Origin of the sequence: Aminithiophilus ramosus (genome assembly GCF_018069705.1) — a bacterium.
GTDB lineage: Bacteria > Synergistota > Synergistia > Synergistales > Aminithiophilaceae > Aminithiophilus > Aminithiophilus ramosus.
In genome coordinates, this window is the sequence record NZ_CP072943.1 from 1,488,831 (window position 1) to 1,503,181 (window position 14,351).

At 48.3% G+C, this 14,351-nt stretch carries 16 protein-coding genes; 9 read left to right on the plus strand and 7 right to left on the minus strand.

Features of this window, described 5'->3' with window-relative positions:
• The first annotated feature begins 3 nt into the window (after positions 1-3).
• From moaC to tpiA, 9 genes are all read left to right on the plus strand, one after another.
• Complete coding sequence (gene moaC / locus KAR29_RS06765) at positions 4-495, plus strand: cyclic pyranopterin monophosphate synthase MoaC (protein ID WP_274374829.1); 492 nt, start codon at positions 4-6, stop codon at positions 493-495.
• Complete coding sequence (locus KAR29_RS06770; protein ID WP_274374830.1) at positions 495-1,313, plus strand: MogA/MoaB family molybdenum cofactor biosynthesis protein; 819 nt, start codon at positions 495-497, stop codon at positions 1,311-1,313. Before moaC ends, KAR29_RS06770 begins: the two co-directional genes overlap by 1 nt.
• A gap of 16 nt (positions 1,314-1,329) precedes the next feature.
• A complete protein-coding gene (rapZ, locus tag KAR29_RS06775) occupies positions 1,330-2,223 on the plus strand; it encodes an RNase adapter RapZ (protein ID WP_274374831.1) in 894 nt (297 codons plus the stop codon).
• Positions 2,224-3,333, plus strand: a complete 1,110-nt coding sequence (locus tag KAR29_RS06780) for a gluconeogenesis factor YvcK family protein (RefSeq protein WP_274374832.1) — start codon at positions 2,224-2,226, stop codon at positions 3,331-3,333.
• The gene (gene whiA, locus KAR29_RS06785) at positions 3,321-4,235 is read left to right on the plus strand and encodes a DNA-binding protein WhiA (protein ID WP_274374833.1); all 915 of its coding nucleotides are present in this window, start codon (positions 3,321-3,323) and stop codon (positions 4,233-4,235) included. Before KAR29_RS06780 ends, whiA begins: the two co-directional genes overlap by 13 nt.
• On the plus strand, positions 4,216-6,180 hold the full coding sequence (locus KAR29_RS06790; RefSeq protein ID WP_274374834.1) for an amylo-alpha-1,6-glucosidase: 1,965 nt from the start codon (positions 4,216-4,218) through the stop codon (positions 6,178-6,180). Before whiA ends, KAR29_RS06790 begins: the two co-directional genes overlap by 20 nt.
• Positions 6,181-6,327: 147 nt before the next feature.
• The gene (gene gap, locus KAR29_RS06795; RefSeq protein WP_274374835.1) at positions 6,328-7,344 is read left to right on the plus strand and encodes a type I glyceraldehyde-3-phosphate dehydrogenase; all 1,017 of its coding nucleotides are present in this window, start codon (positions 6,328-6,330) and stop codon (positions 7,342-7,344) included.
• A gap of 6 nt (positions 7,345-7,350) precedes the next feature.
• The gene (locus tag KAR29_RS06800; protein ID WP_274374836.1) at positions 7,351-8,544 is read left to right on the plus strand and encodes a phosphoglycerate kinase; all 1,194 of its coding nucleotides are present in this window, start codon (positions 7,351-7,353) and stop codon (positions 8,542-8,544) included.
• 40 nt (positions 8,545-8,584) lie between these two features.
• The gene (gene tpiA / locus KAR29_RS06805; protein ID WP_274374837.1) at positions 8,585-9,385 is read left to right on the plus strand and encodes a triose-phosphate isomerase; all 801 of its coding nucleotides are present in this window, start codon (positions 8,585-8,587) and stop codon (positions 9,383-9,385) included.
• 301 nt (positions 9,386-9,686) lie between these two features.
• Here tpiA and rsfS read toward each other — a convergent pair whose 3' ends face one another.
• The 7 genes from rsfS to rplU all read right to left on the minus strand — a co-directional run bounded on the left by rsfS (position 9,687) and on the right by rplU (position 14,344).
• The gene (gene rsfS, locus KAR29_RS06810; protein ID WP_274374838.1) at positions 9,687-10,037 is read right to left on the minus strand and encodes a ribosome silencing factor; all 351 of its coding nucleotides are present in this window, start codon (positions 10,035-10,037) and stop codon (positions 9,687-9,689) included.
• A gap of 29 nt (positions 10,038-10,066) precedes the next feature.
• A complete protein-coding gene (locus KAR29_RS06815) occupies positions 10,067-11,326 on the minus strand; it encodes an LCP family protein (RefSeq protein ID WP_274374839.1) in 1,260 nt (419 codons plus the stop codon).
• 4 nt (positions 11,327-11,330) lie between these two features.
• Positions 11,331-11,960, minus strand: a complete 630-nt coding sequence (gene nadD, locus KAR29_RS06820; RefSeq protein WP_274374840.1) for a nicotinate-nucleotide adenylyltransferase — start codon at positions 11,958-11,960, stop codon at positions 11,331-11,333.
• Between the two features lie 28 nt (positions 11,961-11,988).
• On the minus strand, positions 11,989-13,305 hold the full coding sequence (gene obgE, locus KAR29_RS06825; protein WP_274374841.1) for a GTPase ObgE: 1,317 nt from the start codon (positions 13,303-13,305) through the stop codon (positions 11,989-11,991).
• 104 nt (positions 13,306-13,409) lie between these two features.
• Positions 13,410-13,703 carry a 50S ribosomal protein L27 gene (gene rpmA, locus KAR29_RS06830; RefSeq protein WP_274374842.1) on the minus strand — a complete coding sequence of 98 codons (294 nt, stop codon included), beginning with the start codon at positions 13,701-13,703 and terminating at the stop codon, positions 13,410-13,412.
• Positions 13,690-14,022, minus strand: a complete 333-nt coding sequence (locus KAR29_RS06835) for a ribosomal-processing cysteine protease Prp (RefSeq protein WP_274374843.1) — start codon at positions 14,020-14,022, stop codon at positions 13,690-13,692. The genes rpmA and KAR29_RS06835 overlap by 14 nt, the downstream gene beginning before the upstream one ends.
• A gap of 10 nt (positions 14,023-14,032) precedes the next feature.
• Positions 14,033-14,344, minus strand: a complete 312-nt coding sequence (gene rplU / locus KAR29_RS06840; protein ID WP_274374844.1) for a 50S ribosomal protein L21 — start codon at positions 14,342-14,344, stop codon at positions 14,033-14,035.
• Positions 14,345-14,351: the final 7 nt, after the last annotated feature.

Consider the following 14,351-nt stretch of genomic DNA (forward strand, 5'->3'; position numbering starts at 1 on the left):
TTTATGAATTCTTTCTCTCATGTAGATATGAGTGGCCATCCCTGCATGGTGGATGTTAGCGATAAAGAAAAAACTTTACGAAAAGCCGAAGCGGAGGCTATTATCTTATTGCCTTCATCTATAGCCAATGCTATTGCCAACAACCAAATAGCCAAGGGTAATGTATTTGTCGTAGCGGAAATAGCTGGAATTCAAGCTGCAAAAAAAACGCCTCAGCTTATACCCCTTTGTCACCCAATTAATATCGATTTCCTGGAAGTTAAATGCTTTTTGCGTAGAGAAGATAACGAAATAACAATAAGATCGAAAGTTATTGCAAAAGAAGTAACAGGGATAGAAATGGAAGCTTTAACAGCTGTTTCTGTTGCTGCCTTGACTATTTATGATATGTGCAAGGGAATAGATAAGGGTATGGTTATCAATAGCATACATTTGCTTAAAAAAAGCGGTGGGAAAAGCGGTGAATATGAATACATAGAGCGAGAGGTAGTGTAATGAGAATAAACAGGATACATTCTATTGGTAGTGGCGATTTTGGTATTTCATATCTTCATAAAAAATCTTCAGGAAAAACATCTGTAAACGGCAAGGATATGGATATATATATTAAAAATAGCGGTGACGCAATGCCTGACGTAACAGAAGGACTTGTTATAACTGTTAAGAAAAATTTAGTTTTATTTGATGGTTATTTTTTGGCGTTTCCTGAGGGTGACCCTTTGTTGTCTGTCCATTCTTGTGCTGAAGGTTTTTTTGTTAAAGTAATAAGGCCTGGTTTTATTTCTGTTTGCCAATCAATATCACTGTGGCGACCAATAATGTCTTCCGTCCTGACTGTTAGCGACAAGGGAAGTAGAGGAGAAAGAGAAGACCGTTCAGGCCCTGCATTAATTGATATGTTATCTGACATAGGGTCAATTTTTCAGAATAGGGCCATTGTGCCGGATGAAAAAGAGATTATCAGATCTAAGATTGTTGAGTGGACCGAAGCAGGCTCTAATTTGATTTTGCTGACAGGCGGGACAGGCGTTTCCAGGCGGGATGTTACGCCTGAGGCTGTTCTGTCCCTGACAGATCGAGTGATCCCCGGTATCGGGGAAGCCATGCGTTCAAAAACAGCTTCATCCAAAGCTACGGCTTTTCTCAGTCGCGGTCTCGCCGCTACCTACCGTGATGCCTTGATCGTGGCTCTCCCCGGGAGTGAGCGCGGAGCGAAGGAGTGCTTTGCGGCTGTTGCTCCCATCTTGAGACATGCCGTTGAGACGCTCTGCGGATGGGCGGGGGAGTGTGGCGAAAGCAGGCGGCATCGTTAGGAGTGTGGTGAAGGACATGACCGAGAGCAATGTTTCCGTGGAACGATGCGTCATTCTCACCGGCATGTCCGGAGGCGGAAAATCAACAGCACTTCATATGTTGGAAGATCAGGGATTTTTTGCCATTGATAATATCCCTCCGCGTTTGTTGACAGATCTTATCGAAATACTTTCTCAACATCGCTCTGCTAGGAACTCCGGTGTTGCTGCTGTGATTGATGTGCGAGGCGAACCCTTTTTAGTTGATTTTGAAAGAATTGTGACGCTCCTTCGCAGTCGAGGCATCTATGTGACCGTTGTCTTTATTGATGCTTCAAATCAAATGCTAATAAGGAGATTTGAAGCAACAAGAAGAAAACATCCGTTATCTGACGGGAAATCTTTAATAGACGGAATTAAAAATGAAAGAAAAATGCTTTTGCCGGTAAAAGAGCTTTCTGATATTGTGATTGATACGTCCGGACTTACAGTTAGAGAATTTAGGTCGGATATTTTGTCTCGATTAGGACTTGCAAGCTCTTCTTTTTCTATTATACTAACTTCATTTGGATTTAAGTATGGATCTCCTCAGGATGTTGATTTTTTGTTTGATGTTAGATCTTTGCCGAATCCATATTATATTAGTAATCTTAGGATGTTATCGGGACTTGATATTCAAATACAGAACTACCTTAGAGGATTTGATGTGACTATTGGCCTCTTTGAAAGAATTAAAAATTTGTTAGATTTTATTATTCCTGAATATAAGAAGATAGGGAAAATGCAGGTACATATAGCGATCGGTTGTACCGGAGGTCGGCATCGTTCTGTTGCAATGACACAATGGCTTGCTGATGCTATGGAGAGCGCCACTGTCACCTCACGTCATCGGGATCTACAAAAAGACATGGAGACCGAGGGAGGAGTATGAGTGGATAGGACGCTTATTTTTGTTTTTGGTATGATTTTAGGTTCTATATTGGCTTCATGTGTTTCTTTAGCAATAAGATCGAATAAAAATTTTTCAGTTATAAGTAAAATAAAAATAGACAATAATTTATTTTTAGGTCCTAAGATAGTTGTTGTTGGTGGCGGTACGGGGCTATCTACGTTGCTTTCTGGACTTAAGCTATTTACTAATAATATAACAGCAATTGTAACGGTAACTGATGAAGGAGGAAGTTCTGGAAGGCTTAGGATGGAATGGGGAATGCTTCCACCTGGCGATATAAGAAACTGTCTCGTGGCTTTAGCAAAAGACGATAATGCCCTTAATAAGATATTGAATTTTAGATTTGATAGGGGAGAACTAAAGGGTCATAGCTTGGGAAACCTTATGATGTTGGCAATGACAGAATTATGCGGCGACTTTGCAACAGCGATAGAAGAAATGAATCAATTGCTAGCTATTAGAGGAAGAGTTATTCCTGTTACAAATGAAAAGGTCATGCTGGCTGGAAAGCTACAAAACGGCGAAAAAGTACAAGGAGAACTCGATATTTCAAGTCACGGATCTAAACTAATCGATCTGTGGCTGGAACCTGGTGATTCTTCCTTGCACGAAGAAATTAGTTCAATAATATCTGAATCAGATTTAATTGTTTTGGGTCCAGGTAGCCTTTTTACTAGTGTTTTGCCTAACTTGCTTGTCCCTGGTTTTTCTGAAATAATAATAAATTCGTCAGTTCCAATTGTTTATGTTGCAAACCTCATGACTCAGCCAGGAGAAACTGAAGGATTTACCCTGCTTGACCATGTGAGATGGATTGAAAAATTATCTGGCATTACGCCTAATTTCTTATTGGTAAACGACACATCTATACCTGAAAAAATAAAAAAAATATATAAAAATGACAAAGCCGATCCAATCATCATAACTGATGAACAGGAAATTGCATTCAAGACTATGCATTGCGCTATAATAAAAAATAATTTTTTAAATATAATAGACGATAAATCAGTAAGACATCACCCAATTAGACTTTCTGAAGCCTTAATCAACTTAACAAGAAAAAATGGGGAAATACCTTGGGCAGAATAGATATTTTACTGTGGGATGAATGGTTATCTACTATTCCAGATTCAGTTGAAGATGTCGAGGCTGAAATGGCTGGATTATTGCAAGGAATGAATCAAATTTCAAACAACAGAGAAGGCAGTTTATTAACAACCAGTCGAATTGCTGTGTTTCAAAGAATAAGAAAAATTTGGTCCTTATCTACGGGTACATCTAAAATTGATCTTGCTAATTTGCTCATACTTCCCAAATCTCTTAGAGGGCGAATTTTTATCAAGAGAACAAAAGAAATACAAAATTTACTTAACATGCAAATAAGCAGACCAAATAGCAAAAGATCAATGGCTTGGCTTCGTGGCTTATGGGGGCCCTGCGGTTCTTTGTTTAAGCCTAAAAATGGATATTACCTTGTTTTTAGGTTAAACAATTCGAACAGCCAGCTAGAATCCATAAAAAATATATTTAATAATTTTAATTTAAATTTTAATTCAAGAAATAGGTTGGGTGGGTATGAGTTTTCGCTCAGAAATCAAGATTCTATTCTTGAATTTTTGTCTGATGTTAATTTAACAAAAACATCCATGGCGGTCCAAGAAAGAATAATATTTAGATCTATGCGTAATTTTGCTAATAAGATAGTTAACTGCGATTCTTCTAATATAAAAAGGTCAATAAATGCTTCAAGGCAGCAATTGGAATTAGCTTCAAAAATAGAGGAGTTAGGTATTGGAGATATGCTTCCTCATCCCCTAAAAGAAGTAATAATAGCTAGATTGAGCAATCCTAGCGCAACTTTACGCGAATTAGGACAATCATTGCAAAATCCCATCAGTAAAAGCACAGTAGAATACAGGTGGAAAAAGATAGAGGATATCCTCATGGAGATCGAAAGAGGAGGCTCATATAATGTACCTTGGAAAACCTGATATTAACTCATATGAAAAAGGCGCAGACAGAGAGTATTTTATTAGCAATGGAAATAAAAATTATTCATTTAACACTATAATTGGAGCCAACACCAGGAAAAATCATGGATTATACGTTTCTTTTGACAATGTAAAATCTAAATTGCTGGTTCATGTCGCAAAAATTGAAGAAATAATTAATATTGACGGTAAAAAATATAATTTATCTACAAATAAATATTTAAATTCTGTTTTCCCTGAAGGATATCGTTATTTGCAGGAATTTTATACAAATCCCTTCCCCGTATTTTTGTATGTCATACATAGCGTAATGATTAAGAAAACTATTTTAATGCCGCCAGACTCTGATGTGCTACTAGTCAATTATGAAATTATTTCTTCACCTAACGCTATTGAGATAGAGATAAGGCCACTCATGGCTCACAGAGAAGTGGATTTAAAAATAGCATCTTCTCAAGATAGGAATTTCCAAGTATTCCAAATACATGATAATCTAATGATATCATCGGATATGACTTCGACTTTTTTGAATATAACATCTGGCGTTTGGAGCGGATCAAACAAGACATATGAAAATATTATATACGACAAAGATGAGCTTGAAGGGGATTCTTTTGTAGATAAATATTGGTCAGCTGGCTACTTTTCAATAAAAGCAACAGAAGGCAAAGCTTTCAGTTTTATTGTATCAAAAAATGAAATAAACCTAGATTTTGATTCGATTAGAAAAATAGAAAACAAAACAAGGCTTTCAGTGAATAAATCATCCTATAACCTAAGAGGCAAAACGCTCAACGACCTTACGAGAGATTTAATGTCCTCTGCGTCTTGTCTAATTCATAAAGAAAACGGCATTTATTCAATAATTTCTGGCTATCCGTCTTTCCAAGAGAATTCTTTTAATACTTTTATGTCTTTGCCTGGCCTTCTTCTTTCTTCTGATAAAATAGAAATAGCTGATAAAATATTTGATAAGTGGATTGGATTGTCAAAGGCGAATAATGGAGTAGTGCCGCTTTCAGTTGATGAAAAATCTCATGCAAGTCCGTCAGGGGATGCGGGGCTTGTTCTTGTCTATTCATTGGGTAAATACGTAGATAAAGTAGGATCTATTGATAAAATAAAGCTTAATTGGAATGAAATAAAGTCTTTTATGGATAATTATTTTGAAGAAAACGATAGAATAGGTTTAACTCAAGATGATTCGGGTCTCCTTAGGTTAATTGACAATAATTATCGTTCTGATTGGATGAATTCTAAAATAAATAATCAATATATCGTGAACAGAAAGGGATACCTGATTGAATCTAATGCTTTTTTTTATAACGCCTTGAAAACTATGGAAATGTTTTCATTGGAGCTTGACGATAAATCTTCTGCGTTGTTTTATTCAAATAATGCCAAACAAGTAGCGTCTTCGTTGTTGGACGTTTTTTGGAATGTGGATGGTGCTTTTTTATGCGATTGGGTAGATGGTGGTTATCAAGAAAAAACAATTAGGCCAAATCAAATTTTTGCGATTTCCTTGCCTTATACGGCCCTATCTCCTGATAAGGGGGTAGCTGTTTTGCAAAATTGCTGGAATCATCTCTATACGACTTTCGGTCTTCGTAGCCTTGATCCGCGAGACGATCACTTCAAGGGGCGGTTTGAGGGGCGGTCAGACCAACGCCTCAAGGCACGCTATCGCGGTATGGCTTGGCCTTGGTTGCTCGGCCAATTCATCAGTGCTTTCATGCGCTACTATCCGAAAAGACCAGATATAGCGCTAACTTTCACAAGACCTTTCGTCTCTCATCTGAGTCGAGGCTGTCTTGGCGGTGTGGCTGAATTTTTCGACGGGACCATGCCTTATAACCCCCATGGTGATTTCCTTTCAGCCCTCAGCGTCGGAGAGCTTCTTCGGGTTCTTGATGAAGATCTTCTTGAGTTTGATCGCCTTTAGGTTTCCTGCTATAATGGATTCGCATTCTGGGCAGTCTCTTTTCCCCATTACGGTGCGCTAGAGGGCGGGGCATGGCATTTGCTGTGCCCCGGTCTCTGTGGTGAAGTCCTCGACTTTCAGCAGTAGCCAAAGCAAGGAGGAGTTGTCATGAACAAACTCAAGGTCGCTATCAACGGTTTCGGAAGGATCGGCCGCCTCACTCTCCGCTCCGTTTTTCAGTACGATAGGGAAGCTCTTTTCGATGTCGTCGCCATCAACGATTTAACTTCCCCTGAAACCCTGGGATATCTCTTTAAGTATGATTCCGTTCACCGCCGTTTCCCAGGGGATGTCTCTGTGGAGGGGAATTGCCTCGTTGTGAATGGTCATTCCATCCAAGTTGTTGCCGAACCTGATCCGATGAAGCTGCCATGGAAAGAGCTTGGCGTGGATCTGGTCGTCGAGTCGACAGGTCGTTTCACCGATGCAGAGAAGGCTAAGGCTCACCTTGAAGCGGGGGCCAAAAGAGTCCTTATTTCGGCTCCAGCTAAAAAAGAAGACGTGACGATCGTCATGGGCGTCAATGAGGGCGATTATGATCCCTCAAAACACTTTATCGTCTCCAATGCCTCTTGTACGACAAACTGTCTCGCACCTGTAGTGAAGGTCCTTCAGGAAGAGTTCGGCATCGAGAAGGGGCTTATGACGACAGCTCACTCCTACACGAACGACCAGCAAGTCCTCGATTTCCCTCACAAAGACCTTGCTCGTGGTCGTGCCGCGGCGCTTTCCATCATCCCCACTTCGACGGGAGCGGCCAAGGCCGTTTTTAAAGTCGTCGAGGGACTCGAGGGGAAGCTGAACGGTCTTGCGCTGAGGGTACCCACAGCCGATGTCTCTGTCGTCGATCTTGTTGCGCAGCTCTCGCGCGACGTTTCCGTTATGGAAGTGAACGAAGCCGTCAAAAAGTGGGCCGACGGGCCCATGAAGGGTATCTTGGCCTATGAGCCGGCCAGTCTTGTTTCCATGGATTTCGTGGGTGACAGTCACTCGTCGATTTTTGCCCCCCAGCAGACAATGGCTGTGGGCAATCTCGTTAAAGTTCTCTCCTGGTACGACAATGAATGGGGCTACAGCTGCCGCATCGTCGATCTTATCAACTTCATGATCCGAAAGGGGCTATAGAGCACGATGAGGCTGCGGGCGCTCGCCGAGTACGGCGGTGACCTCCGGGGAAAAAGAGTTCTTCTCCGCGCCGACCTCAACGTGCCGATGGAGGAGGGGCGGGTCGCGGATGATACGAGACTCCTCGCGCATCTTCCCGTTCTCAATGATTTGCGCGCAAGAGGAGCCCGTATCGCTCTCTGTTCTCATCTGGGGCGTCCAAAGGGAAAGAGCGTTGCCGAATTCTCCCTCTTCCCAGTGGCCCAGAGGTTGTCGGAAATAACGGGGTGGCCCGTCTCCTTCGCTGAGGATTGTCAGGGGATCGTTGTCGCTTCAGCTCTGGACCGTCTGGAGCCTGGCGGCATCGTTGTCCTTGAGAACCTGCGCTTTCATCAAGAAGAAGAGAAGAACGACCCTGTCTTTGCCGAATCGCTGGCTTCCGGCTTCGAACTTTTCGTCATGGACGCTTTCAGCGCCGCTCACAGGGCCCATGCCTCCACGCGTGGCGTTGTCGATTTTCTCCCTTCTGTCGCCGGACCTCTTCTCGTGCGGGAGGTCGAGGCTCTGAGCCAGGTCAGGGACAACCCGGTTGCTCCCTACGTGCTTATCCTCGGCGGAGCCAAGGTCTCTGACAAGATCGGCGTCATAGAGAACCTTCTGGAAAAAGTTGACGCTGTCCTGGTCGGCGGCGGGATGGCCTTCACTTTCCTTGAGGCCAAAGGCTTGCCGATTGGCCGGTCCCTATGCGAGAAAGAAAAACTTTCTTTTGCTGCGGAGATGGTGGCTAAAGCGAAGGCAAGAGGTGTGTCGCTCCTGCTGCCTGAGGACGTGGTCGTGACAGAAGAGTTTTCGGCCCAGGCCAAGTCCTGGACGGTGAGCGTCGACGAAATACCGTTAAACGCCATGGGGCTCGATATCGGGCCTGCAACGGCGGAGCGCTTCGTCGAGGTGCTCCGCCGGGCGAAGACCGTCCTCTGGAATGGTCCTATGGGTGTCTTTGAAATGGAACCCTTCGCGGAGGGAACGCGGCGTCTCTGTGAGGTACTCGGTGAGGTGACCTCCCAGGGAGGTTTTACCGTCATTGGTGGTGGAGATACGGCGGCAGCTGTCAATCGGCTCGGTTTCGGTGACCGCGTTTCCCACGTCTCTACGGGCGGGGGAGCAAGCTTGGAGTTTTTTGAGGGTAAAATGCTCCCCGGCGTCGAGCCCTTTCTCCTTTGACTGGGGAGCTGTCGAGACCACTCTGCGGGGATGTGATTCCATGCGTAAAATGTTGATTGCAGGTAATTGGAAAATGCATATGACGGCGGGGGAGACGGAGCAATTTTTTCGCGAGTTTATGGCCTCTCTGAGGCAGCCTCCCTTTCGGGAAGCCCTAGGCCGCAGCCGTCTGGAAGTGGCTCTTTTTCCTCCCTTTACCAGCCTTTACGTTGCAGCCTTTGCTCTAGAGGAGGCCCCTCGCGGTTTTTCCCTCGGTGCCCAGACGGTTCACTGGGAGACTCACGGGGCTTTCACGGGCGAGATCTCTCCAGCGATGGTGGAGGAGAGCGGTTGTCGCTACTGCCTCGTCGGCCACAGCGAAAGACGTCACCTTTTCGGTGAAACGGACGAGATGACGAACCTGAAAGTGCGTGCGTTGTTGGCCACTTCCCTCCGTCCTGTTCTCTGCGTAGGCGAAACTCTGGCGGAGAGAGAGCGAGGAGAGACGTTTACGGTGGTTCGGCGCCAGCTGTTGAAGGGGCTTGAGAGTGTCCCCGCCCATCGCCTAGGCCAAGATGTTGTCGTTGCCTATGAACCGGTCTGGGCCATCGGAACGGGCAAGACAGCCAGCGATGACGATGCACAGGAAGTGTGTCATTTCCTGCGGTCGGTTGTTGGCGATCAACTCGGTGCCGAAGGTGCCGAAAGCCTTCGCGTTCTTTACGGCGGGAGCGTAAAAGCGGAAAACAGCGCCGGATTGATGGCACGGCCCGATATCGACGGAGCTCTGGTCGGCGGGGCTTCGCTCAAGAGCGATTCTTTCCTGGCTATTCTCAGGGAATCGCTGTCTGCTCTTGCTTGAGGGACGTTGACCAAGGCCCATAAGTATCGCCACCCAAAAAGAAGGGGCCATGAAGGCCCCTTCTTTTTGGGTGGCGCAGAAGTTGTGTCCGTCGGCAGAAGCCGACCGGCCGGAATGCCGAAAGCAACATAAGATACATTATAGGACACGATAGAAATGAAGGGCGGGAAGAAACGCCAAGCAAAAGACCTCCGTCTCAGAGAGATCTCTCTCTGTCCGGAGGCCCGAGATCTTGGTGAGGCGTGAAGGTCTTCTGCTTCTGCTCTGCCGGGCTTCTGTGGTTGACTGCGTAAGCCCGGTCTCAGTCGGCGAAGACGGTTGTCGGAGCGTCGCCCCAGATGCTCTCGATTCGATAAAAATCGCGGCCACGTTTGCTGAAGATGTGGACGACAAGCTTGCCCGTATCAATCAGCCCCCAGAGAGAACTGTTGCGGCCTTCGACGACATAGGATGTCCCCTCGGCATCTAAGGTCTCTTCGACGACATTGAGAAGGGTCCGCATGTGGACGTCCGAGTTGGCTGTGGCGATAAGAAAAACGTCGGCTTCGGCGTTAAGATGCGTCAGGTCAATAAGGGTTACCTCTTCCGCTGACTTGAAAAGCAACTTTTCGACAAGCTTCTGATACCTGTGCTCGATCGACAATTTTGTCATCATAGACCTCCCATCAAAGTCGCGTTTCTCTACTCCAGACGTTGGGAGCGAAGTCTCTCGAAGATTGTGGCATAGTCGTGCCCGAGGGTCAGAGTGACAACGGTCACATCGGAGGCTCTCACGAGTTTTGGGCCGATTCCGGCAAGCGTGGCCAAAGCCGTTCCTCGCTTTCGCCCCTCCTCCCCCTCAGTCTGAGGGTAGTGAACCTGGGAATAGTGGTAATCGAAATGCTTGGCGTTTCCCGAATAGGAGACGTCGATGCCCAGTTTCTGGAGAACTTCAGCTCCTTGTCCAGCCAGTCCCTTGCCTCCGCTGCCGTTGAGAACGGCCACGGGCCTTGTGAAAATAGAGGCTATCTCTGCGGCCGTAAAGTTCATCTCCGTTTCCGCTCCAACGAGATCGGGCGATGTTTCCGGAGGAAGGTCGGACGAAGAGGAGAGGAAAGACGACGTTGCCGCAAGATCGCCGAGCCAATAACTGATGCCGGAGATGTAGGCGGAGTGCCCCGGGAGAGTGGAAAATTGCAACTGCGCCTCCTTCTCCCCTTCTCTCAGGTACGACCCGAGCTGAAGGGCCTGGGAGGGCGGAAGATTTGTTTCGACCATGGCGATAGCTTCACGGATGAGCTGCGGGAGCTTGGGCAAGATTTCGGGAGAGTAGATTTTCTCTAGAAGAGCGTGCATGAAGATCTGTTGCCGTCGCACTCTTCCGATGTCCCCCAAGGCGTCGTTGCGGAAGCGGACATAGTGAAGGGCTTTCTGTCCGTCAAGGCGTTGAGGGCCCTTGGGGATGTCGATGTAAAGCCCTCCGGCTCGATCAACGTAGTAAAGTCTCTTCTCGACGTTGATCTCAAGACCTCCGATCAGGTCGACCACACGAGGGAAACTGTCGTAATTGACGACGACATAGTAATGGATGGGGAGGCCCAGATAGTTGACGAGCGTCTCCTGAAGAAGCTTGACGCCTCCATAGGCATAGGCGTGATTGAGTTTCTGCCATCCATGGCCCGTGATCTGAACGCGCGTGTCACGCGGGAGAGAGAGCAGCTTGACCGTCTTGGATTCCAGGTTGACGGAGACGAAGGCTATCGTATCGGAACGATGGGATCCTTCATTGGAATCGACGCCGATCAACAGGAGGTTTACCTGGCCCGAATCCCTGTCGTGAACGAGCTCCTCCCGGAGAGAAGCTTCCTTGGGAAGAAGAACGCGCTGGAGACGCCACCAAGCTCCGGTCATTGTGGAGAGAAGAATGAACAGCGCGGCCAGAGCCAGTTTGCCTTTGGTCATATAATCACCATCCGTTTCTCCGATGGTAGAGAGCTTTTTTATAAATATAGTGTTCCACTGGCCAGGGGGTCAGATAACGGATGCTCCGTCCTTGCCCGACTCGCCGACGGATTTCCGTGCTTGAGATGGCCAGATGAGGGATCTCAAGGGGAATGACGGCACGACGAATGGACGGAGGCAGGTCTTCCAGCCGGTGGGGGTTGTAGCCGGGACGGCTGACAGCCACGATCTTGCAGAGGGAGACGATCTCCTCCGGCTCTTTCCAGTTATGTATGTCGAGAACGGCGTCCAATCCCGTGATGAAATAAAAGGTAACGCTACCGGCGGGATACCAATGACGCATCTCTCGCAGGGTGTCCACGGTATGGCTTGTCCCCTCACGATCGATTTCAAGACGGGAGATCTTGAAATGAGGATTGTCGACGGTTGCCAGCAGGGTCATGGTGTAGCGATCTTCGGCCAAGGAGACCTGCTGGCGGTTCTTGTGAGGCGGCAACCCCGTCGGAACGAAAAGGACCTCCGAGAGTCCCAGGGAGAAATAGGCCTCCTCCGCAGCAAGGAGATGTCCGTAATGGATGGGGTCAAAGGTGCCGCCCATGACCCCGATTCGTCTCAGATGAGACGCTGTCGACAAGGAATGTTTCCCTCCTCCCGATTGCTCTCTACGGCTCGATTTCCAGAGCTCCTTCCGGTTCAAAATCGAATTCCATGTCGCCGATGCAGACGGTATCCTTCTCTTTCGCCCCTTGGGCCAGAAGGAGGTCATCGATTTTGAGCTTGCGGAGGATGCGTGCAAATCGAGCCAAGGCCTCCTCCTGCTCGAAGTCGTAACGTAACACGACTTTTTCCAGGTAAGGGTGAACGATGCGGAATCCCTTCCCATCGGTAAGGCGCAGGATCTGGACCGGGACACGGCGACGCCCCTCTCCCTCGATGGGTTCGGCGGCGAGGCCGACGAGACGCGTCTCGCTGTGAGGGCGGGGATGAAGTCGGGCCTGATCGGCCAAATAGCGCACCAACTGCGGAATATTGTCGCCCCTCAAGGCGCTGACGGCAAGGAAGGGAATACCTTTTTCTTCCATGAATCGGGCCACGCCGTCGATCTTTTCCGCGGCGTCCGCGACATCGATCTTGTTGCCCACGACCATATAGGGTCTATCGAGGAGCTCTTCGTCGTAGGAGGCAAACTCCTCACAAATGATTTCCCACTGCCGCAGGACATCGGAAAGGGACGAGGCAGCAAGGTCGAGGACATGAACGAGAAGTCGCGTCCGTTCGATGTGCCGAAGAAAGGATAATCCCAATCCTTTGTCCTGATGGGCACCTTCGATGAGGCCGGGGACGTCGGCGATGATGACCCGTTCGTCATCCACGTCAAGGGCTCCGAGGTTGGGGGAAAGGGTTGTGAAAGGATAATCGGCAATTTTAGGTTGAGCGTTGGAAATGGCGGCGAGAATGGAGGATTTGCCCGCGTTGGGAAGCCCGACCAGACCGATGTCGGCGATCAGCTTGAGCTCCAGTCGTAAGGTTGTCTTCTCGCCGGGGTCGCCTTTTTCCGAAAAGTGGGGTGCGCGGCGCACGGAATTGGTGAATGTGACGTTGCCTCTTCCGCCCTTTCCGCCTCGGGCGGCGAGGAATCGATCTCCAGGTTCGACGAGGTCGGCGAGGAGGTCGTCCGTCTGACCATCGAAGACGAGCGTGCCACAGGGAACGGGGATGACGGCATCCTCTCCCGATCGTCCGTACTGGCGTTTCCCTCGGCCATTTTCTCCCTTGGGAGCCTCGTAACGATGATGATATTCGAAATCGGCAAGGGTCTGGATGCTGAGGGAGGCTTCGAAAATGATGTTCCCTCCCCTCCCGCCGTTTCCGCCGTCGGGACCGCCACGAGGAACGAACTTCTCCCTGCGGAAACTGGTGCACCCGTTTCCTCCCTGTCCGCCTTGAACTTGGATCACAACAAGATCAACGAACTTCATGGGGTTTCACCTCAGAGGATCATGACTCGACATCAAAAAGGGGGCCATCGTCAACGGGCCCCCATAAAAACGCGCAATCTGACCTGACAGGGCAGAATTTCGCTCTACAGACCGACTTCCGCCTCAACGGGGCAAACATGGGCGTACTTGCGCGTTCCCTTCGTCTCGTAACGGACAAGGCCCGGCTTAAGGGCAAAAAGGGTAAAATCGCGGCCGCAGCCGACGTTCTGTCCCGGATGAATCCTGGTCCCTCTCTGGCGCACCAAAATGCCTCCAGCGAGGATGTCCTGGCCGTCATGGCGCTTAATTCCCAGGCGCTTAGGTTTGCTGTCTCTGCCATTTGACGAGCTGCCTTGTCCTTTTTTATGGGCGAAAAGCTGTAAATTAAATTTTTTCATCACTCTCAGCCTCCAGAATTTCCAAATAAGCGGGATAGCTCTCCTCCATAGCCCTCAAGCCACCAATGATTGTCTGAAAAAGGATTTCGGTCCGCTCGTCGGCGTGAGGAACCTCTAAAGACAGATATCCTCGCCGCTCGTCAACGGAAGAGAGAGGAGAGATCGCCAGGACATCGCTGAAACCGATTTCGAGAGTCTGCATCAGGGCCGAGACGCCTGCACAGACGATATCTGAACCTTCCGGAGCATATCCTGAATGTCCTTCGGCGGAAATACGGGTGATAAAGCCTTTCCGTTTCCGTAGGCGGAGGACGATCATCGGTGCAGGCTCAGCAATCGATGGAGAGGATCTCCAGCTCCGTGTAGCTCTGGCGGTGTCCCCTTATGCGGCGCTGGTTTGTCTTGTTTTTGTATCGAAAGGCGTAGACCTTTTTGCCTCTTCCGTGCGCGATGACCTTGGCCGAGACCTTTGCACCGTCGACGGAGGGCATCCCGAGGGCAAGCCCTTCCTCCCTGGCCACGAGGAAGACGGGGCCGAGATCGACCGTTGCCCCCTCGGCAGCGTCGAGAAGTTCGACGCGAATTTTCTGTCCCGGCTCGACTCGATACTGTTTGCCTCCTGTTTCCACTACTGCGTACATGTTGTTG

Bases quoted from the DNA above. Each gene is read 5' to 3' on its own strand.
- rpmA (WP_274374842.1), bottom strand. From the start codon at position 13,703: ATGAAAAAATTTAATTTACAGCTTTTCGCCCATAAAAAAGGACAAGGC.
- KAR29_RS06835 (WP_274374843.1), bottom strand. From the start codon at position 14,022: ATGATCGTCCTCCGCCTACGGAAACGGAAAGGCTTTATCACCCGTATT.
- KAR29_RS06800 (WP_274374836.1), top strand. From the start codon at position 7,351: ATGAGGCTGCGGGCGCTCGCCGAGTACGGCGGTGACCTCCGGGGAAAA.
- moaC (WP_274374829.1), top strand. From the start codon at position 4: ATGAATTCTTTCTCTCATGTAGATATGAGTGGCCATCCCTGCATGGTG.
- rsfS (WP_274374838.1), bottom strand. From the start codon at position 10,037: ATGACAAAATTGTCGATCGAGCACAGGTATCAGAAGCTTGTCGAAAAG.
- KAR29_RS06815 (WP_274374839.1), bottom strand. From the start codon at position 11,326: ATGACCAAAGGCAAACTGGCTCTGGCCGCGCTGTTCATTCTTCTCTCC.
- KAR29_RS06790 (WP_274374834.1), top strand. From the start codon at position 4,216: ATGTACCTTGGAAAACCTGATATTAACTCATATGAAAAAGGCGCAGAC.
- gap (WP_274374835.1), top strand. From the start codon at position 6,328: ATGAACAAACTCAAGGTCGCTATCAACGGTTTCGGAAGGATCGGCCGC.
- KAR29_RS06770 (WP_274374830.1), top strand. From the start codon at position 495: ATGAGAATAAACAGGATACATTCTATTGGTAGTGGCGATTTTGGTATT.
- rapZ (WP_274374831.1), top strand. From the start codon at position 1,330: ATGACCGAGAGCAATGTTTCCGTGGAACGATGCGTCATTCTCACCGGC.
- obgE (WP_274374841.1), bottom strand. From the start codon at position 13,305: ATGAAGTTCGTTGATCTTGTTGTGATCCAAGTTCAAGGCGGACAGGGA.
- rplU (WP_274374844.1), bottom strand. From the start codon at position 14,344: ATGTACGCAGTAGTGGAAACAGGAGGCAAACAGTATCGAGTCGAGCCG.
- tpiA (WP_274374837.1), top strand. From the start codon at position 8,585: ATGCGTAAAATGTTGATTGCAGGTAATTGGAAAATGCATATGACGGCG.